Genomic DNA, 19,767 nt, shown 5'->3' on the forward strand with positions numbered 1-19,767 from the left:
GCCATGACTCCGGCTTTCTCTAATGTATACCGAGTATCATCATACTCAAGAAGGATGGAGGAATTATTAATGAAAGAATTTTTTTATCGTCCGGACAACGCTTGGGTAGGGGATGTCATCCCTTATTATGAAGACGGAGAGTTTAAGCTATTTTATCTGCACGGGTGGAGAGACAACTACCGGGAAGGTCTTGATCATGGCTGGCATTTGCTTGGCACGAAAGATTTCGTGAATTACAGAGAAGATGGAGCTTGCAAAATTGAAGGCGGGACCGGCCATATTCTCAAAGTGGATGATGTCTATCATATGTTTTACTGTATCTTTCCAGAAGGGAAACAGTTCGCCTGCCATGCGATCAGCAAGGATCTGCAAACATGGGAGCCGATTCCTGAAGACACTTTTGGTCCGGACGGCGAAATTTATGAACTGGCGGACTGGCGTGATCCCTTTGTATTCTGGAATGAAGAAGAAGGCCAATACTGGATGCTGATCGCTGCCCTGGCGAAAGGACCTACGAGCCGGAAAGGCTGCACCGGTCTGCTGTCATCCAAGGATCTCAAGCATTGGGAGTACCGGGAGCCGCTGTATGCACCGAACCTGCATGTAGGCGCGCATGAGTGCCCGGACTTGTTCCGGATGGGAGACTGGTGGTACCTGATCTACTCTTCCTATACAGGGCGTTTCGGCACCTTTTACCGGATGAGCCGTTCCTTGAACGGACCGTGGATTACACCGCAGGAAGAAGCCTTTGATGGACGGGCTTATTATGCGGCCAAGACGGTATCGGATGGGCAGAAACGTTATCTGTTCGGCTGGAATCCGACGAAGGATGACGATCTGTTCGGCTGGAACCCGCCCAAAGCTACAGGCAAAGACTATGACACCTGGGATTGGGGCGGCAATATGATTGTGCATGAAATTGTACAACGCCAAGACGGAACGCTGGGCGTGAATGTCCCCGAAAGCGTTGATTCTGCTTTTGCCAAGCAGGTGCCTGTGGACTTCCACGGAGTCGCCGGAGACTGGTCGATCACGGACGATGTGCTGCTCTGTGAATCTCCTTATGCTTTTGCAGGTTGTATCACACAGGAGGAGCTGCCCGGTCAGTGCAAGATTTCTACAGCCGTTCGTTTCTCGGGGGCGACCCAGGGGCTGGGGTTCATGCTTCGGGCCGGAGAAAGTCTTGATTTTGCCTACTATATCACGCTGGAGCCCCAGCGCAGCCGGATTACCTTCCGTGGGCCAATTATGCAATCTGAAGAGGGAGGTAAAACCTTCCCTTATGATGTGGAGCTGGAACGTCCGCTCAAGCTGCTGCCGGAACAGGAATATGAGCTGAAGGTGTTCATAGACGGCACGATTTGCGAAATTTATGTCGGCGGGGAAGTGGCGATGAGTGCCAGAATGTACGACATTCAGCAAGGAAAGCTTGCCGTATTTGTCAGTCAGGGTACAGCGGAGTTTAAAAAGGTCAAGGTAGAAACTCTCTAAGAGAGTTCAGAATAAGAAAATGTTATACAAAGTCTATTTGGTTACATAGGGCGCCCTGGCGCCCTTTACCCCTTAGTTCAGAATGTGGAGCCGGCGCTTGCGTTCGACTATGAGACAGAAGGGCAGCTTTTATCCTTCATTGCATACCCTCATGATATCGCTCCTACTCTAAAGGTACAAATAGATGTACTATGTTCATTTAAATTGCCTTCTTTGCAAATGGATCACTTGAGCTTATGATGGTTTCAAGGCTGATAACCAAATACAAGCATTGTTATATAATTAGCAAGCTAATGATTATTGCAGCCTAATCCCCTTAAACAAGCAGGGATATGCCAACAAGTAAAAGGCCATCAAGTGATGTGGCGCCTGCTTTTAAGACAGCTTTTAAAGCAGATGGATAGGAAATTGTTGTAAGTTATACTCGCGAATTTACTTAGCAGGCTAAATAGAATCATGAACGGATACTTGGGAGGAATCAAAATGAAGTTTGGAATTATAGGTGCAGGGCCAATCGGGTCAAACATCTCTAGGAAATTAGTTGAGAATGGGCATGATGTGAAGATTGCAGATGCTCGCGGGATTGAACATTTGGAAGGTAAAAAACTAACAGGAACATCGGTGAGTGTAGAAGAGGTAATTATTAATATTGATGTTCTGATCATATCCATCCCTTTCCACGCACTGCCTGGCATTCGTAAAGTTGTAGATAAAGCTGGAGAGGGAGTTGTTGTGGTTGACACTTCAAATTATTATCCTCAAATAAGCGGTATAATTGAAGAAATTGAGATCGGGATGGTTGAAAGTGTCTGGGTTTCAAATCAATTAGGCAGACCCATTATTAAAGCCTTCAACAATTTATTAGCCTATACTTTAGAATATGGCGGAACTCCAGAGGGCAGTAGTGGACGTATTGCCACAGCGGTTGCCGGTAATGATCTGCAGCAAAAGCAAAAAGTTATGAGTATAGTAAATGAACTTGGCTTTGATCCGGTAGATAGTGGTTCTCTAAATGAATCATGGAGACAGCAGCCAGGAACTCCGGCATACTGCACAGAACTAACCAAAGAGGAATTATCCTCTGCATTAAAAAAAGCAAATAAACAAAAAGCTCCATTCCTAAGGGACAAAGTGATAGAGAACCTGTCAACAGCTGCAGGAAGATATTCACATGAAGATATTGTTAATTTAAACAGAGAAATATATAGTTAAATTAAGTATTCCAATAGCAGCTCCATTTGCCCTCCGTCCCCGGCATTAGTATAACAAGGGTCAGCTCATTTTGAGCTGGGACCCTTGTTTGTTTTTAAGTGCTTTGGCTAACATGTTCTTTTGTTTATGGCGTATCTTTTTGTAAAGATTCGTTGTTGACGATCACTAACTTCCCCCGGAACTTCCCGGTTTCATAATGATCATGTGCTTCGGATATTCCCTGTACAGTAAACGGGAAAATTTCATCCACATGGACTTTAAGTTTATTCTCGCGGACCTGGTGGATGATGGCAGCAAGATCATTGCGGCTAGGCTCTATATAGGCAAACTGGGCTTCGATGCCGCGAATCTTAGGGTGAGCGGCGATCGACGGGTCTACGAGAGAAATTAGCCTGCCGTTGTCCCGCAGAATCCGGATGTTCTTCTGTTCGGTTGCTCCTATTCCTGTATCTGCATCTATAGCTGCGTCTCTCACCATATCCAGCACGATATCTACTGTACCGGCTGCTTCTGCAAAATCAGCCGTCGTGTAGTCAATGACTTCATCTGCCCCAAGGTGCCGCACGAATTCGTGATTATACGCTCTCGCTGTGGCAATAACGTAGGCGCCATGTTGTTTGGCCATTTGAACGGCCAGATGGCCTACGCCGCCTGCGCCTGCATGAATCAGAATCCGCTGGCCGGCTTCCAGCTTGCCATACTGGAATAAGGATTGCCAGGCCGACAGAGCAGAAGCCGGCAGGGCGGCAGCTTCCTGGAGGGGAAGCCCGGGCGGAAGGACAACGGCTGAGTTCTCTTCCAGAGCTACGAAGTCTGCGTAGCCGCCGCCCATTCTGGATAGTCCCATGACGCGGTCGCCAATCTTAAGCTGTGACACATTCCTTCCTGTTTCCCTCACTATTCCGGCTACTTCAACGCCCAGCACATGCGGGAACCGGACCTGCATCACCTGCTTGAATGCGCCTGAGCGGACCAGCTGGTCTGCGGAGCTTGCAGTTGTGGCATACACCTCGATAAGCACCTGGGTATCGGTAATGGCGGGGGAAGTGAGAGCCATTTGGGTGAACACTCCGGGATTTCCGTAATTTTGGATAACAATAGCATTCATGACAGAAGCCTCCGATCTCTATGTTTGAACATCTGTTGATTTACGAATAGACGTTCAATATAATGATCGTACCAATGCTGTGTGGCTGCATCAATTGCTAAAATTCCGGAATCCGTTCAGTACTGTACAGAATCGGGAGAAATGTTCAATCAAGAGAACGGGGCCAAGAAGGAGCTGCTTATGGACAGACGGATACGTAAATCGCGGGAAGCTATTATCGAGGCCTTTATCCTGCTGATTGCAGAGAAGAACTTTGAACAAATCACGATAAACGAAATTGCTGAGCGGGCCGATGTAAGCCGGGGCACCGTTTATTTGCATTATACCGACAAATACGATCTGCTGGATCAGTGCATCAGAACCCATTTTGTCCAGTTGATTGACAGCTGCCTGCCATGCGGCGAGCAGGCGCTTTTTCCTACAGAGGCAGCTCTGCTCTACACGTTCCAGTACCTGGATCAGCATGCCTCCTTCTATGCCGCGGCACTGGCCAACAAAGGGGTTCCTGCGTTCAGAAACCGTCTGCAGGCCGTACTGCTGCGGGGGTTCGACAAACAGATGGATATGAGCGGGATTAACCGGAAGATGAATAAGGGAATACTGGTGCAATTTCTGGCGGTGGCGATGACCGGTATGATTGAACAGCTGGTTACCCGGGCTACCCCGTATTCCGCAGCAGAGCTGGCAGAACAAGTGTGGGCGCTGATGGAACGCAATCAGATGGTGCCGCAGCCACAGCCTACAGTTTGATCATGAACGGTCAGAACTCAGGTCTTCCTTGTAAGATCTATCTGCGGGGAACGCGGCCTCTGTTCATAGAGATAGTGAAGAAAAGAGCCGGAGGGGCATAGGCCTCTCCGGCTCTTTTTATGATTGTGTAAGCTCGCTCCTACACCTGAAAGCAGGGCATAATCGCCTCAGCACTTACAGATCCGGGCCATCTTCTACCTCAATAATCTTATAGCTTTATTCCTGCGTTAGCCGCGAGGGGTCACGGAACTCAGCGCCCGGATGGTGATCGGGCAGGCGGGAAGCGCCTTTACCGAATAGACGTTCCCGGAAGGTACCTTCCTCATATTCCTCTTTAAAAATACCCCGGCGCTGCAATACCGGGACGACCAGCTCGATGAAGTCCTCATAGGAAGCAGGCAGAATGTAAGGCTCCAGATTGAATCCGTCGAGGTCTGTCTCTTCGATCCAGTATTGCATTTTGTCGGCTACTTCTTCGGGGGTGCCAATCACCGTCAAGCCGCGGAAGCCTTTCTGCAGGAAGTCCTCCGCTACCTCACGGACCGTCTTTTTCGACTTACTGTGCTTGGTGAACCGGTCGGTATGGGTCTGACCCATCTCGGTGTGGATATTCTCGAAATAGGAATCGGGATCGAGCCGGGTCAGGTCGATACCTGTGACATTGGCATAGCTGGACAGCGTCGCTTCTGCACTCTGATAGGAGAGGTACTCCGCATGCTTGCGCTCGGCTTCCTCCCTGGTCCGCCCGACGACGACCGACAGGCCCGTGAATACTTTAACGGCCGAAGGGTCACGGCCATATTCGGCAGCTCTGCGGCGGATGTCGCTGATCTGATCCCGCAGCACTTCAACGGTCGGCGCTTTCAGGAAGATGCCCTCGGCATGCTTGGCAGCGAAAGCGCGGCCCCGGTTCGAGCTGCCCGCCTGAAAGATAACCGGTGTCCGCTGCGGGGAAGGCTCGGTCCCGTGATAGCCGGTAAGCTTGAAGTATTTGCCTTCATGAACGATTTTGTGCACTTTGGCCGGGTCAGTGAATACGCGGTTCTCGCGGTCGATCAGCACGGCATCATCCTCCCAGCTGCCCTCGAACAGCTTGTAGCTGAGGCTCATATATTCATCCGCCATATCATAACGCTCGTCATGGGGCAGGAACAGATCCTCGCGTCCGAATAGGTCAGCAGCAGACTTGTTGCTGGTGGTCACGACATTCCAGCCAATCCGGCCGTTGGTAACATGGTCAAGCGAGGAGAAGCGCCGCGCATTCGAGTAAGGGGCTTCGTAGCTGGTCGAGGTCGTCATCGTGAATGCCAGATTCTTGGTAACCATGGCGAGCGCGGGAATAAGCATCATCGGGTCATTTCCGGGTAAGCCGGTTGCCTCCCGGAAGGCCATCTCCGTCCGCTGCTTCGGGTAGCCGTACGTATCGGCGAAGAACATGAAGTCGAACTTTCCTCTCTCAAGCAGCTGGGCGATGTTCTTCCAGTACTCGATCTTGCTGTAATGGACGCGCTGCTGGTCAGGATGTGCCCAGATCCCCTGGGTAAGATGATTGACACTATTGACCTCGAATACGCCGAGATGGATCTTTTTCATGTTAATTCCTGCCTTTCCTGGTGATTGGGTTGGAGGATGGTCCTATATCAAATGGCATGCGGCAAAATGTCCCTCGGATGCTTCCCTCTGGACCGGTGTCTCGGTGCGGCACCGGTCCATGGCGTAAGGACAGCGGGTATGGAAGGCGCATCCGGAGGGCGGGTCCAGCGGTGAAGGAAGATCGCCCTCCAGAATGATGCGCTGGCGCCGTGCTGCCGGGTCCGGTACGGGAACAGCCGAGAGCAGGACTTGTGTGTATGGATGAAGCGGGTTCGCGAACAGGCTGTCCGTATCCGCCTCCTCAACCAGCTTACCAAGATACATAATCCCGATGCGGTCGGAGATGTGCCGGACGACAGCAATGTCGTGGGCGATGAACAGATAAGTGAGCTTCAGCTCGGCCTGCAGCCGGCGCATCAAGTTAATGATCTGAGATTGGATAATAACATCGAGTGCAGATACGGGCTCGTCGCAGATGACGATCCGCGGATTAAGGATAAGCGCGCGGGCAAGTCCAATCCGCTGCCGCTGTCCGCCGGACAGCTCGTGGGGCAGCCGGTAATAATGCTCCATCTGCAAGCCAACGGTGTGGAGCATTTCCATCGCATGCAGGGTCCGTTCCTTTGGCGTACCGATGCGGTGAATGGCTAGTGCCTCCTCCAGCGCCTGGCCGATAATCTGGCGGGGGTTCAGAGAGGAGAAGGGGTCCTGGAATACCATCTGCAGCTCACGGCGGTAGTTCTGAAACGCTTTGCGCGGCTGCTTGAACAGATCGACCCCCTGATAGAACGCTTCTCCGTCTGTAGTCTCTGTCAATCGGAGCAGTGACTTGCCCAGCGTGCTCTTGCCGCAGCCGGATTCCCCGACCAGTCCGTACGTCTCTCCTTCCCGGAGGTCAAAGGAGACACCGTCGACAGCCTTGACGACGGACTGGCGGAAGCCTGCCTGATTGGCGGCGGAGTAATATTTCTTCAGACCGTTGACCCGCAGAAGCGGCTCGGCCGCTAATTCCCTGTGTTGTATCGTTGTCGTTATCATCTGTCAGGCCTCCATTCCACTCAGCTTGCCGGCATGCCAGCATCTGACCAGGGTATCGCCGCCCGGCAGTGCGGCAAGCTCAGGCATAACAGTCCGGCACTTGTCGTCCGCATAGGTGCAGCGCGGCGCGAACCGGCAGCCCTGCGGAAGCTGATCAAGGGAGGGGACACTTCCCGGCACGGCAGCCAGCTCTTGTGAGCGGTCTCCGTCCAGACGGGGAACCGATTGCATCAGCCCGATCGTGTAAGGATGAAGCGGCTTCTCGAACAGGGTACGGACATCGCCGCTCTCGACCACCTGGCCAAGGTACATGACGACGACCCGGCTGCATGCTTCGGCCACGACGCCGAGGTCATGGGTGATGAGCATGACGCTCATGCCCATCCTGCGGTTAAGGTCTAAGATCAGCTCCAGAATCTGCGCTTGAATGGTTACGTCCAGTGCAGTCGTCGGCTCATCGGCAATGAGCAGCTGCGGCTCGCAGGCAAGAGCGATGGCAATCATAACGCGCTGGCGCATGCCGCCGGAGAGCTGATGGGGATATTCGCGTGCTCTCCGTTCGGGAGCAGGAATACCGGTTAGCCGCAGGAGCTCTAAGGCCTTCGTCCAGGCTTCTTTTTTGCCAATGGGCCGGTGCAGCCGCAGCGTCTCGACGATCTGCTCTCCGATGGTGTGAACCGGGTTCAGAGAGCTGAGCGGGTCCTGAAAGATCATAGAGATTTCATTGCCGCGGACACTGCGCATCTGTTTAGGGGTGAGCTTAAGCAGATCAATGCCGTTGTAGCGAATCTCTCCTTCGTATTCTGCGAGTCTTTTCTCGTCGAATAGCCGCAGTACGGACTGGGCAGTGGCGCTTTTGCCGCACCCGGATTCCCCAACGATGCCTACGACCTCTCCTTTGCCCACCTCGAACGATACCCCGTCCACTGCGGGTACCCGGCCGCGTTCCGTATGGAGCTGAGTCTTAAGCTCCCTAATCTGCAGAAGCGGCTCATCCGCCGCAGCGGAACCCGCTTGAAACGGGGCGGGACGCTGTTTCAGCGGTTGAACCAAGCGTTTGGTCAACGAACGGCGGGCATGGGGATCGAGCAGATCCCGCAGCCCGTCGCCGAACAGGTTCATCGCGAGCACGACGAGGACAAGGGCAAGGCCGGGAAAGAGGGTCATCCATGACGAGTTGTAAATATACAGCTTGCCGTCCGACAGCAGGTTCCCGAGACTTGGCGTCGGAGCAGGAATGCCTGCACCAAGGAAGCTGAGCGCCGCCTCCACGATAATTGCCTCGGCAAAGATGAAGGAGCCTTGAACAATAAGCGTGGACAGGGAGCCGGGCAGAATATGCTTCCAGATTATCCGGTTGTGTGACGCGCCCAAGGTATGCATGGCTTCAATATAGGTCGTCTCCTTGGCAGTCAGCACCGAGGAACGGACGATCCGGGCAATGGAAGGGACGAAGACGATGATCAGGCAGAGGATCAGATTGCCGACGCTCGGCCCTAGCGCGGCCATCATTGCTATCGCCAGCAGCACGGCCGGAAAAGCGAATAGACCATCCATCACGCGCATCAGAATCTGATCCAGCCATTTGAAATAGCCGGCGTACAGGCCAATAACGAGACCGATTGCCGACGAGCCAAGCGCGACCGCGAAGCCGACTTCGGCCGACATCCGCGTTCCGTATACGACCCGCGTCAGCAGGTCGCGGCCAAAGTTGTCCGTACCGAACGGATATATGGCGCTTGGAGCCTTAAGACGGTTGACGACGTCGATGGCGTAGGGATCGCGGCTTGCGATCCAGGGCGCGAACAGCGAAACGGCAGCGACCAGTGCAATGAGCACACTGCCGGTAACAGCGGCCTTGTTGACCAAGAATCTCCGCACGAACAGTTTGCGGTTCTCCCGCTTCAGGCGGAGCCTGCGGGCAGCCAATTCATCCGCCTTTATCTCCAATAGGGGCATTAGCAATAGTTCTCCTTTCCCTCCGTTATTTGAGTCTGACTCTCGGATCGACGATCGTGCAGAGCAGATCCACGACGAGATTGACCATTACATAAGCGAAGGCGACGAACAGGATAACCCCTTGGATAACCGCGTAATCCCTTCGCTGTACCGAGTTGACAAGCAATTGTCCCATACCGGGGATATTAAAAATGGATTCAATGACGGCTGCTCCGGCAAGCAGAGCACCAAATGATCCGCCAATCACCGTCAGAATCGGCAGCAGCGCGTTGCGCAGGACGTGACGGTATACAATGCCCTGCTCGCTGACGCCTTTGGCAAGCGCCGTCTTGACGAAGCCTTCGTTCAGCACTTCAAGCATCGAGGAGCGGGTAACTCTTGCCAGCAAGGCGGCCTGGACAATGCCGAGCGAGAGGGCCGGGAGGATCAGATACTTCAGGTGTGTTATCAGGCCGTCAGAGAGCGGCTTGTAACCGGACACGGGAAGCCACTTAAGCTGTACGGAAAAAAGCAGCACCGTGAACATGCTGAGTACGAACCCGGGAACCGTGATCCCAAACAGCGAAAATCCTGTCAACGCCTTGTCCGTAAGCCCTCCTCTTCTGGAGGCCGCACGAACACCGAGGGGAACCGCGATGACGATGGCGATAAGCTCTGCCAGCAATGCAAGCGAGAAGGTCGGACCCAGATGCTCGGCCAGCGCTGTGCGGACCGGCTGCCTCATGAAGAAGGAGTCACCAAGCTCGCCTTGCAGCGTATGTCCGATCCACCGCAGATATTGCGGGAGAAGAGGCAGGTTCAGACCCGTTTGCTCCCGCAGTGCCTCAATCGTTTCCGGGCTGGCTCCATCGCCAAGCATGACGGCAGCCGGATCACCGGGAATCAGATAGATGATGAGGAAGACGATCACGGACAGGACGAAGAGTACAGGAATCATGGCCAGCAGCCGTCTTGTGATGTAAAATGCCAAGAATGGCGCCTCCTTCCAGGCGGGTATTGAAGGACAAGGGCCGCATGCAATCCCTGGGGGATTCATGCGGCTCCTGTTTGCTTTATTGGGACAGTTTCGTATTGGCCAGGTTTGGATAACCGGCCAGCGTGGTCAATCCTGTCAGCTTGTCACGTGTTGCGCTCTGGGAGTAGGTATCACCGATCTTGACGGCGGCGAGATATTCCCACTCGTACTGCTGCAGCGCATCGTTGGCTGTCTTGATCTCCTCCGGTGTGGAGGCTGCGGTCAGCTGCTTGGTCAGCTCAGCGAGCTTAGCATCTTCAGCGAAGCCGTAGGTCGGATTCAGGTAGAGCAGCTGGGAAGGGGTGGACGGCATGGTGAACAGTCCAACATAGATGTCCCAGGCGTTCGGGTCAGCGCGTTTTTTCAGCAGGGTTGCGAAGTCGTTGATATCCAGCTTGGTCTTCACACCGATGGCTTCCAGTTCCTTCTGGAGGACGATTGTTGCGTTATAGAAGGAGCCGCCAAGCTCTTTGGTCGTAAGCAGGGTTACTTCCTGGCCGCTGTAGCCGGCTTCTTGAAGCAGCTGCTTCGCCTTATCCGGATTCTTCTGATTATAGTTCTCCTTGCCGGCTTCGCTGTACCAGGTCGTATTCTCCGGATACATGTAGCTAGGGTTAAGGCGGTACAAGTCCGGAGAATTCACTGTTCCAAGCAGAATCTCGTCGGCGTCCAGCACGGCGGCTACCGCTTCGCGGTATTTGATGTTCGAGAACAGCGGAGACTTCTTATTGAACACCAGGTTGATATCCGATCCGAGGTTCTTGTTCACCGTCACACCTGCAAGGCCTTCAACCTGCGGCAGATTGTCCAGGGTAACATCAACGTAATCGTAAGTGCCCGCGAGGAACGAAGAGAAGCGTGTCGCGCTGTCTGTGACGATATCAAAATAGATATCCTGGAGATAGGCTTCCTTCTTGCCGGAGAGCCCGGAAGCAGGGGTGTCGACGGATTGATAGTCATCGAACTTCGCAACATGTACGTACTGGTCCTGCTTCCATTCAACGAGCTTGAACGGGCCGGTACCGATGTATTCCTTCACGCCGTCCGGTCCGGCTGCCTCTACGACTTCCTTAGGCAAGATCGCGGCATTGTTAAGCACATGGCTTAATTGAGAGATAATGTCGTTGCGGGGCTCGCTCAGCGCAAGCTCGACGGTGTAATCATCTTGTATCGTAAACTCAGATTCTCCCAGCGAAGCTTGCGCACGGCCGGTCAGTGACTTCCAGCGGTTGAGGGAAGCGGTGACATCCTCTGCCTTCAGCTCTTTGCCGTTGTGGAACTTGACACCCTGACGCAGATGGAAGGTATACGTCTTGCCGTCCTCGCTCAGATCGTAGGATTCGGCCAGCATCGGAACCGGGTTGAAGTTGGCATCGAAGGCAAACAGCCCTTCAAAAATATTCAGCGTTACATACACATTGGTATTAAGCGACAAGTGCGGGTCCAGCGTCGGCACCTGCTGGGCGAGCGGGAAGCGCAGCTCTGACGCCAGGTTCTCCGGGGCCGGCTCAGCCGTTCCGGGAGCGTTGGCATCAGCGCCTGAGGCTGCATTGTTATTGCCGTTGCCCGAAGAGCAGCCATATACGGCGAGCAGCGAGACAAGCAGCAGTACTAGAATGGAATGGCGGTATAGCTTATTCATCTGGTTTCTCCCCTTAGTCTTTTATCTAAACTTTATTAATCCAATTAGTATAATCGGATTTAATATATTAAAATTAAATATATATGATTTTATTAAAGATGTATATTGAATCCTTTTAATGGATGCGATCAATAAAACTAAAGTCTGAGGGGATTACGGCTAGGAATCCCAGTCCAGCAGCTTGTCCGCCGCCCGTACGAACAACCGGACACCGGTTTCCAGTGCGGATTCATCGAAAGTGAATTTCGGATGGTGATGGGGGTATACAATGCCTTTATCCGGATTGCCGGCCCCGATGTTGACGAACGTGCCGGGTACCTTCTGCTGATAGGCGGAGAAATCCTCACCGCTCATGCCTGGAGGTGTATGGATGACGGCATTCTGGCCGACCAGCTCACCTGCAGCTTCTTCAAGGATCCTGGTGAGCGCTTCATCATTAACGACAGGCTCATAGCCGAGGACGTAATCGAATTCGAACTCAGCGCCATGCGCCGCCGTAATGCCCTGCACAATGCGCAGTAATTGTTCACGCGCATCCCGGCGGACCTGCTCTCCAAAGCTGCGGACCGTGCCTTTGAGAATGGCCGTGTCCGGTATGACATTGTGAGATGCCCCGGCAGTGAACTGAGTCACAGAGACAACTAACCGGTCCAGGGGATTCGTGTAGCGGGAGACAATATGCTGCACGTTCGCCACGATCTGGGCGCCGACCGCGATGGTGTCGACAGCCCGGTGGGGGAAGCCGGCATGGCCGCCGTAGCCTTTGATGACAATGGTGAAATTGTCCGGTGAAGCGGCCATATCGCCGTAGGCTATGCCAATCTGCCCGACCGGCAGCTGGGAGGCCAGGTGTTCGCCGAAGACCCAATCCACGCCGTCCATCACCCCCGCCCCGACCAGCTCAATGGCACCGCCCGGCGGCAGCTCCTCGGCATGCTGGAAGATGAAGCGGATTTCGCCGTGCAGCTTGTCCCGCCGCTCTGTAAGCAGCCGGGCCGCAGCCAGCAGCATGGCTGTATGGCCATCATGGCCACATGCGTGCATGACGCCCGGTTTGCCCGAAGCGAACTCGAATTCGTTCTCCTCCAGAATCGGCAGGGCATCCATATCTGCACGCAGAGCAAGAATCTTGCCCGGCTTGGCGCCGGTCAGCCGTGCGACGACGCTGGTCGGCGTCGGGTGGCTGAGCTCAAGGCCGCCGAAGCCTGTCAGTGTGTCAGTAACGAAGCGGGCGGTGTTCTCCTCCTGGAAGGAGAGCTCGGGATGGCGGTGGAGATGCCGCCGCCACGCAACGAGCTGCTCCGCCAGACCCTCCGGCCATTCTTCCCGGTTATTCGTTTGCCCTGTCATAGGAACCACCCCTCTCTGTCTGATGCGTATACTGCCTATTCTCTCTCATAGGCCTGCAGTGCGTTTACGCGGTGGGCCATTGCGGAACCGGCTTTGAGCACCGTGGCCACAAGGGTTGTCTCGGCCAGCTCTTCCAGGGTAATGCCCGCCTCCTTGGCGCGGCGGGTGAAGATTTCGATGGAATACGCGCTGCCCTCGACGAGCGCGGCTCCGACCGCAATCAGCAGCTTCTCTTTCTCCGGGATACTTCCGCCGCGCAGTGAAATCTGCAGGAATTCGTGGAACCCGTTGTAAAGGTCCCCGTTCACGTCCTCAAGCTTGTCAGCCAGTTCAATATTGGAGAGCGGGAAGAGATCGGCATCCGTGCTGCCTTGGAACGCCTTCAGCGCGTTCGAAGCGTTGAAGAAGGCGGAGTGGGCTTTGACGGCAGCGGCAACAGTCACCGATTCGAAGATTTCCTCGAAGGTGGTTTGCTCGGACTTGGACTTGCCGATGTGGGCTTCGATGCAGTAAGGGCATCCGGTGATATGTGATACGGCAACTGCAATCAGCTCCTTAGTCTTCACACTCAGCACTCCGGCTGCCAGAGCCTGCTTGTTGAATTCACCGAATGCCTTGAAGCCTTCGGGAGAGTATGCGAACAGCTTGGCGGAGAAACTTGGGGTGTGGCGGGTGTACAGGCTATTGTTGCTTTCCGGAACTGAGCTGCTTGGGTTATTCATAATAGAGGCCTCACTTTTTATGATATTTTTTAATTCATTGTAATCCGCTTGGATTATTTAACGGCTTGTCTGCTATAATAGGGGAAAAGAAACGAGTTGTATAATTGAAATATATAAAGCTTCGGTTTATAAATAGTAAATCGTTGTGATTGGGAGGTGTGACGCGCTTGGAAATTCGACTTATCAAAACCTTTCAAACCATCGTGAAGCTTGGCAATTTTCAACGGGCGGCGGAGGCGCTGCAGTACTCACAGCCCACCATTACGATTCAGATCAAAAAACTGGAGGAAGAGCTTGGTGTCAAGCTGTTTGAGCGGGGCAAGACCATTACACTGACGACGGCGGGCCGCCTGTTCCATGAGAGAGCAGGGTCGCTGCTGCAGGAATACGATGATCTGAACGTCGCGCTGGTAGATTTCATTCAGGGGGAGACCGGCCTTATCCGTGTCGGCGCTTCTGAGCCGTCGGCCAGCAAACGCCTGCCTGACATCCTGGCATCCTTCACCCGGCAGAAGACGAAGGTGCAGACCAAGGTGACGATCGGTACAACGAAAGAGCTTGCCGGCATGCTGCTGGAGGACAGGCTTGACCTGGTCTTGTGCAACCAGCCCGATCCGCACCTGGAGCTGGAGTTCTACCCGCTGCTCAAGGAGACCTTCAAGCTGATCGTACCTGATGATCATCCGCTGGCCGGGCGGGAGGACCTTCATCTTAAAGACCTGAAGGATGAGAAATTCCTGTTCACCCCCGGCTCCTGCGCCTTCCGCATCCGGATTGAAGAGATGATTACCAAGCATATAGGCAAGCTGCGCCAGAGCAGTATAGAAGTAGCGGGCATTACCGTGATCAAATACTTCGTCCAATCGAAGCTGGGTATTGCGCTTGCGCCGGAAGTGGCGGTAATGCCGCCCATCCCGGGTACAGTGGTGAAGGATGTAGCCGATCTGATGGAGGGGCCGTCTCTTGGAATTCTGACCCGCCGTAATCAGGCTTCCATGAGCCGGATCAGCCAAGGGCTGGTGGAGGAGATCAAACGGATGTATGCCTGAAACAGCTTTGCCCCGGGCGGGTGCAATCATTGCATTCGCCCGGGGCTTTTCTGCGAAAAGGGGCGGACTTTACTATTTCTAATTGCCGGATTCACTTCTTTCTATTGTACAATCGCCTTGGCATCGGATATCCTCTGTACTTATAGATATTCATATTCTATTAACAAACGGATCATAGAGCAGGAAGGAATGAGTTCTCAGGTGAAAAAAATCCATTTAGGCATCTTCGATATCAACACGCTGAATCAGATGACTCAGGGCTTGTGGGCACATCCGGATAATCAGTCCTACCGGTATAAGGAGCTGAATTTCTGGATTGAGCTGGCCCAGCTGCTGGAGCGGGGGTTGTTCGACTTCATGTTCTTTGCCGATTCGTACGGCTATCCCAATCATAAGAGGGAGCTCACCTACCGGGAGGCGGTGTATGCGCCAGCCAACGACCCGATGCTCCTGATCCCCGCGCTGGCAGCGGCGACTAAACATCTGGCCTTCGTGACTACGGCATCTCCCGTCTATGAGCTGCCTTTCCCGAACGCCCGCCGGTTCTCGACACTGGATCATCTCACCAATGGCCGGATCGGCTGGAACGTGGTTGCCACGGGAGGGATCAGCGGGGCGGAGGCCTTCGGCCGAAGCGGTATTCTGCCGCATGATGAGCGCTATGAGCAGGCGGAGGAGTTCATGGAAGTCAGCTACAAGCTGCTGGAGGGCAGCTGGGAAGAGGATGCTGTCACCGGTGACAAGCTCAGCCGCCGCTATGCCGATTCTTCCAAGGTGCATATCGTCAAGCATGAAGGGCGTTACTTCCAGATGACCGCAGCCCACTCAAGCGAACCGTCGGTTCAGCGGACACCGGTTCTCTTCCAGGCGGGCAGCTCGGACCGTGGACGCGATTTCGCAGCCAAACATGCGGAAGGCGTCTTCCTCAAAGCCCCTACCGCCGAGGCACTGCGCGCACAAGTGCAGGATATCCGCCGGCGGGCGGCAGCCTATGGGAGAGGTCCGGAGCAGATCAAGATCTTCACCGGCTTGTCCGCCGTCGTCGGACGGACGAAGGAGGAAGCGCAGCGGAAGCTGGAATCCTACCGGAGTTATGCCAGCAAGGAAGCGGCACTGCTCACCTATGAGACCTCGACGGGCATCGACCTTACAGCCCTTGACCCTGATGCGCCGTTCACCAATTTGCAGACAGAGCAAGGCCGTACCCATACGGAAAGATACACGAAGCACAGCGGCTTCATTCCTACGGTGCAGGACGTCATCGACAACTTTTCGGCCAAGGAATTCCGGGGAATTACTGTCGCGGGCACAGCAGAAGAGATCGCGGACCAAATGCAGTATTGGGTGGAGGAGACGGGAGTGGACGGCTTCAACTTAGAACGTTACGTGCTGCCCGGAGGACACCGCGACTTCGTCGAGCAGGTTGTGCCTGTGCTGCAGCAGCGGGGGATATTCCGTGAGCGGTACGAGGAAACGACGCTCCGTGAGCGGCTGTTCGGAAAGGGAGCCACGCGCCTGGCGGATACACATCCGGGGGCAGCCTTCCGTAGGCTGGAGGAATAGAGCTTAGCATTGAACAAGAGCCATGATGGAGAGGCCGTCCGGTTATTTTAATACGGCAAACGGCTCTGCGTGAATTTCTATATACAGATATAAATGTTACTTGATTTGAATATCAGGCCCAGACCTTAGAGGTTTGGGCTTTTTAAGATTAAGCGTACCCAGATGTGTGTTGTTACGTTCCGTGTTGTGCCTGTGAATTGAAAAAAGAGCACGTTTTTTTTGAAGTATTGCTTAGGCGGAAACAATAGAATGGAATTATGACGAAAGGATACTGGAGTTTTAGGGGGAGAACGGGTGTTTAATCTCAGTCAGGCCATACCATTGGAAGATAGAGCGAACGATCTGATAACGGTGGGCGAACTGCTAGTTGATATGATCTCCAACGATTACGGCGGGGCTTCAGAAGGTGGCGGATATACCAGATATTTTGGCGGGTCGCCTTCCAATATTGCCATTAATGTCAAGAAGCTGGGCATCCGGTCGCAGGTTGCTTCGGCGGTGGGGAGAGACAGTCTCGGGACGTTTCTGGTAAATGAATTGCAAAGTGCAGGAATGAATACAAGCGGGGTCCAGCGGGTGGACGAATCTACCAGCATGGTAGTGATCACGAAGAGTAAGGAGACGCCCGTTATGCTTAACAGTTTTTCGTGCAGAACAATAGGGATCGACTTGTAATATTGTAGGATTTTATAACGATAAAAAAATCCGCGTGAATCATGGATTATTCCTTTCACTCTATCCTCTGATATAGGATAGGAAACAGAGGGGCCGATTAATGAGGTACCTTCAAATGTTTGATTGTTAAAAATACTAATAAGGATGAATTTTTCAAGAATGTCGACTTCTTAATTAATGGAAATTCATATGGCTTACTCGCATAGAAATTCAATTGCGCAAATAATTTTTGTTTTTGGTTCTCGTAAAGAGGATTAAAAAACGGATGATTTGAGGATTCATATACTATTTTTCCGTTTATCGGGGCGCTCCCGGAGCAAGTGATTGATCAGCATGGAAAAGTGGATGGAATCATAAATAATGCAGGTATTATTCATCCGTTTTTGAAAGTCAATGAATTGGAATACGATAAAATCAAGTTAGTTATGGATATCAATTTTTATGGGACACTTTATATGGTAAAATCATTTCTTCCTTATCTGTTGAAAAGACCAGTTGCGCATATTGCCAATGTATCCAGTATGGGAGGATTTCTTCCGGTCCCCGGTCAAACCATTTATGGCGCATCCAAGGCTGCTGTGAAACTTTTGACAGAGGTTCTTCGGGCTGAACTTAAAGATACAAATGTGAAAGTAACCCTTGTTTTTCCTGGAGGAGTAAGCACAAACATTATGATAAATTCCGGATTGGATGTTGCAGATAATAAGGAGATAAGTAAGGAACAATTTTCCCGATTGTTAACGCCTAAAGAAGCTGCCAAAATTATTGTGAAAGGAATTGAAAATGACCAGATTCGAGTTTTGGCGGGCAAGGATTCCAAAATAATGGATAAACTCTATCGTTTGAGTCCTAGAAGAGCGTCAGATCTTATTGCTGATAAAATGAAGGATTTGATCTAGGAGAAGCTCAGCGTTCCCATTTACAGTGAAATGGAAAAGAGATTGCTACTTTAGTGCAATACTTTATATAAGCTTATGTTTGTAAACCCTATTAACCATTTCTGAAGATACAAACATGATGCTAAAAAGTAGAAGCAAGATAATGGGTACCATAAACATACCAAATTGGCTTGCAATAAACCCCATTAATAAAGGTATCAATGTAGAACCTGTATAAGCACTTGCCATTTCAAGTCCAATTACACTCGAAGAAGCTTTTTCCCCAAACCGTTCCGGTGTGGCATGAACAATACTCGGATAGATTGGCGCTCCACCTAGTCCCACAATGAGCAATGCTCCTGCAGCAACCCAATGTGGAACCGGTAAAATAAGAATTAGAAGTCCGACACAGCCAATTAACCCACCGTATCGTATCAGCCTTTTACTGGATAACTTAGTCGAGAGAAATCCGGAAAAAATCCGTCCTATAATGATTCCAATATAAAACAGGGAAGAAAAGGCCGCTGCTGTGCCAGGAGTAGTTCCTTTGCTTTCAATAAAGAAGGATGCCATCCATAGACCAGCGGCTGTTTCCGAACCATTGTAACAAAGCATGGAGACCATGGACATTCGTACACCCCTGATTCGTAAGGCTTCTCTGTTACTGATGAGTGTCTTCTCGTCTCCTTCTTCTATCTTACCGTTCTCAAAAACCTTCCATAAAGACAGCGATCCCAATAATATTAGTACTATGATAGTAAGTACTATCCCTATAGTAAGGTATCCCATGCGCCAGTTATTTCCATTATCCAGTGAAAATGACATTACAATAGGTCCCGTCATTGCTCCAATCCCCCAGAAACAATGCAACCAGCTCATATGCCTGGCCTTAAAATGTAGCGCTACATAGTTACTTAATGCTGCATCTACAGAACCAGCACCTAATCCCAAAGGAATCGCCAGAAGTATAAAGAATAAGAACTCGTTTGAGAAGTAAAATCCGAATAAGGAAATCGTTGTTAATAGAATGCTGAACAATGTTACCTTTCCAGTGCCAAATCTATGCAACAATCTGCTTGCAAATAAACTGGATACAACCGTACAGAATGAAACCGTTAACGATATATAACCTGCCATTTCTGTTGTGGCACCAATATCAAGTTTCATAATAGACCATGCACTTCCAAGCAAGGCGTCAGGCAATCCGAGACCTATGAATGCCAGGTAAATAATAATCAGCAATAACGTAACCATCTCTAATCTCTCCTCAATTTGTATACACTTTGCAATAGCATTATAACAATATAAATCTATCTTAAATAGCAATAATCAATTAATAAATAACACTATTTTGATGTCCTCGTAAGGGTAAGAGCCTTTATCTAGGAGCAGCGAGCTTTGAATAGCAAGAACAAACGAGTCTGAAGACAGAGGGGTTCGTGGAGAAAGCAGTTTCATGAAAATGGATGATTGACATTCTGGCGCGGCCGACTACAATAAGGTTATATTCCTTACACGGACTGTTACTGGGCGAACCAGGCATGACCGATTTCGATTACTCAACCTGTAATCGTTTTCGGTCATTTTTATTTTGCAGGGGGGGAGTATGTATGAAGGTGATTAAGAACGTGAACAACAACGTGGTGGCGGGCTGCTCATCGTGCCTATGATGCTGGCAGCGGTGATCAACACTGTGTTTCCGCAGTTCTTTCAGATTGGTGA

General features: G+C 51.9%; 16 protein-coding genes and 1 pseudogene. 7 read left to right on the forward strand and 10 right to left on the reverse strand.

The window, feature by feature from the left end; translation table 11 throughout:
* The first annotated feature begins 69 nt into the window (after positions 1-69).
* The gene (locus tag MHI42_RS29605) at positions 70-1,491 is read left to right on the forward strand and encodes a glycoside hydrolase family 32 protein (RefSeq protein ID WP_342421481.1); all 1,422 of its coding nucleotides are present in this window, start codon (positions 70-72) and stop codon (positions 1,489-1,491) included.
* A gap of 483 nt (positions 1,492-1,974) precedes the next feature.
* Positions 1,975-2,703: an NAD(P)-binding domain-containing protein gene (locus MHI42_RS29610; protein WP_340985864.1), complete on the forward strand. Its 729-nt coding sequence runs from the start codon at positions 1,975-1,977 to the stop codon at positions 2,701-2,703.
* 124 nt (positions 2,704-2,827) lie between these two features.
* Here the strand turns inward: MHI42_RS29610 and MHI42_RS29615 are convergent, their stop codons facing one another.
* Positions 2,828-3,811, reverse strand: coding sequence for an NADP-dependent oxidoreductase (locus MHI42_RS29615; protein ID WP_342421482.1), 984 nt, complete (start codon positions 3,809-3,811; stop codon positions 2,828-2,830).
* Positions 3,812-3,952: 141 nt separating this feature from the next.
* Here MHI42_RS29615 and MHI42_RS29620 point away from each other — a divergent pair, with 141 nt between their 5' ends.
* Positions 3,953-4,561 (forward strand): TetR/AcrR family transcriptional regulator, encoded by a 609-nt coding sequence (locus tag MHI42_RS29620; RefSeq protein WP_340943476.1) that lies wholly within the window; start codon positions 3,953-3,955, stop codon positions 4,559-4,561.
* A 216-nt stretch (positions 4,562-4,777) separates the two neighbouring features.
* Here the strand turns inward: MHI42_RS29620 and MHI42_RS29625 are convergent, their stop codons facing one another.
* The 8 genes and pseudogenes from MHI42_RS29625 to MHI42_RS29660 all read right to left on the reverse strand — a co-directional run bounded on the left by MHI42_RS29625 (position 4,778) and on the right by MHI42_RS29660 (position 13,880).
* On the reverse strand, positions 4,778-6,154 hold the full coding sequence (locus MHI42_RS29625; RefSeq protein ID WP_342421483.1) for an LLM class flavin-dependent oxidoreductase: 1,377 nt from the start codon (positions 6,152-6,154) through the stop codon (positions 4,778-4,780).
* Between the two features lie 42 nt (positions 6,155-6,196).
* Entirely contained in the window at positions 6,197-7,192 is a 996-nt protein-coding gene (locus MHI42_RS29630) for a dipeptide ABC transporter ATP-binding protein (RefSeq protein WP_342421484.1), read from the reverse strand.
* 3 nt (positions 7,193-7,195) lie between these two features.
* Positions 7,196-8,233 carry an ABC transporter ATP-binding protein gene (locus tag MHI42_RS29635; protein WP_342424828.1) on the reverse strand — a complete coding sequence of 346 codons (1,038 nt, stop codon included), beginning with the start codon at positions 8,231-8,233 and terminating at the stop codon, positions 7,196-7,198.
* 42 nt (positions 8,234-8,275) lie between these two features.
* A pseudogene (locus MHI42_RS29640) lies at positions 8,276-9,151 on the reverse strand (ABC transporter permease); the annotation flags it as partial.
* 25 nt (positions 9,152-9,176) lie between these two features.
* The gene (locus MHI42_RS29645) at positions 9,177-10,121 is read right to left on the reverse strand and encodes an ABC transporter permease (RefSeq protein WP_342421485.1); all 945 of its coding nucleotides are present in this window, start codon (positions 10,119-10,121) and stop codon (positions 9,177-9,179) included.
* An 82-nt stretch (positions 10,122-10,203) separates the two neighbouring features.
* Complete coding sequence (locus MHI42_RS29650) at positions 10,204-11,808, reverse strand: ABC transporter substrate-binding protein (RefSeq protein ID WP_342421486.1); 1,605 nt, start codon at positions 11,806-11,808, stop codon at positions 10,204-10,206.
* A gap of 159 nt (positions 11,809-11,967) precedes the next feature.
* The gene (locus tag MHI42_RS29655) at positions 11,968-13,158 is read right to left on the reverse strand and encodes an amidohydrolase (protein ID WP_342421487.1); all 1,191 of its coding nucleotides are present in this window, start codon (positions 13,156-13,158) and stop codon (positions 11,968-11,970) included.
* Between the two features lie 35 nt (positions 13,159-13,193).
* Entirely contained in the window at positions 13,194-13,880 is a 687-nt protein-coding gene (locus tag MHI42_RS29660) for a carboxymuconolactone decarboxylase family protein (protein WP_340985873.1), read from the reverse strand.
* A 167-nt stretch (positions 13,881-14,047) separates the two neighbouring features.
* Between MHI42_RS29660 and MHI42_RS29665 the strand changes: the two genes are divergently transcribed.
* The 4 genes from MHI42_RS29665 to MHI42_RS29680 all read left to right on the forward strand — a co-directional run bounded on the left by MHI42_RS29665 (position 14,048) and on the right by MHI42_RS29680 (position 18,066).
* Complete coding sequence (locus MHI42_RS29665; RefSeq protein WP_039293497.1) at positions 14,048-14,929, forward strand: LysR family transcriptional regulator; 882 nt, start codon at positions 14,048-14,050, stop codon at positions 14,927-14,929.
* 189 nt (positions 14,930-15,118) lie between these two features.
* Entirely contained in the window at positions 15,119-16,492 is a 1,374-nt protein-coding gene (locus MHI42_RS29670) for an LLM class flavin-dependent oxidoreductase (protein WP_342421488.1), read from the forward strand.
* Positions 16,493-16,786: 294 nt separating this feature from the next.
* Complete coding sequence (locus MHI42_RS29675) at positions 16,787-17,167, forward strand: PfkB family carbohydrate kinase (RefSeq protein WP_340985876.1); 381 nt, start codon at positions 16,787-16,789, stop codon at positions 17,165-17,167.
* A 299-nt stretch (positions 17,168-17,466) separates the two neighbouring features.
* Positions 17,467-18,066 (forward strand): SDR family oxidoreductase, encoded by a 600-nt coding sequence (locus tag MHI42_RS29680; protein WP_342424829.1) that lies wholly within the window; start codon positions 17,467-17,469, stop codon positions 18,064-18,066.
* Between the two features lie 63 nt (positions 18,067-18,129).
* Here MHI42_RS29680 and MHI42_RS29685 read toward each other — a convergent pair whose 3' ends face one another.
* A complete protein-coding gene (locus MHI42_RS29685) occupies positions 18,130-19,299 on the reverse strand; it encodes an MFS transporter (protein WP_342421489.1) in 1,170 nt (389 codons plus the stop codon).
* Positions 19,300-19,767: the final 468 nt, after the last annotated feature.

The organism is Paenibacillus sp. FSL E2-0178, assembly GCF_038593005.1.
In the GTDB taxonomy this organism is placed as follows: domain Bacteria; phylum Bacillota; class Bacilli; order Paenibacillales; family Paenibacillaceae; genus Paenibacillus_AQ; species Paenibacillus_AQ phytohabitans.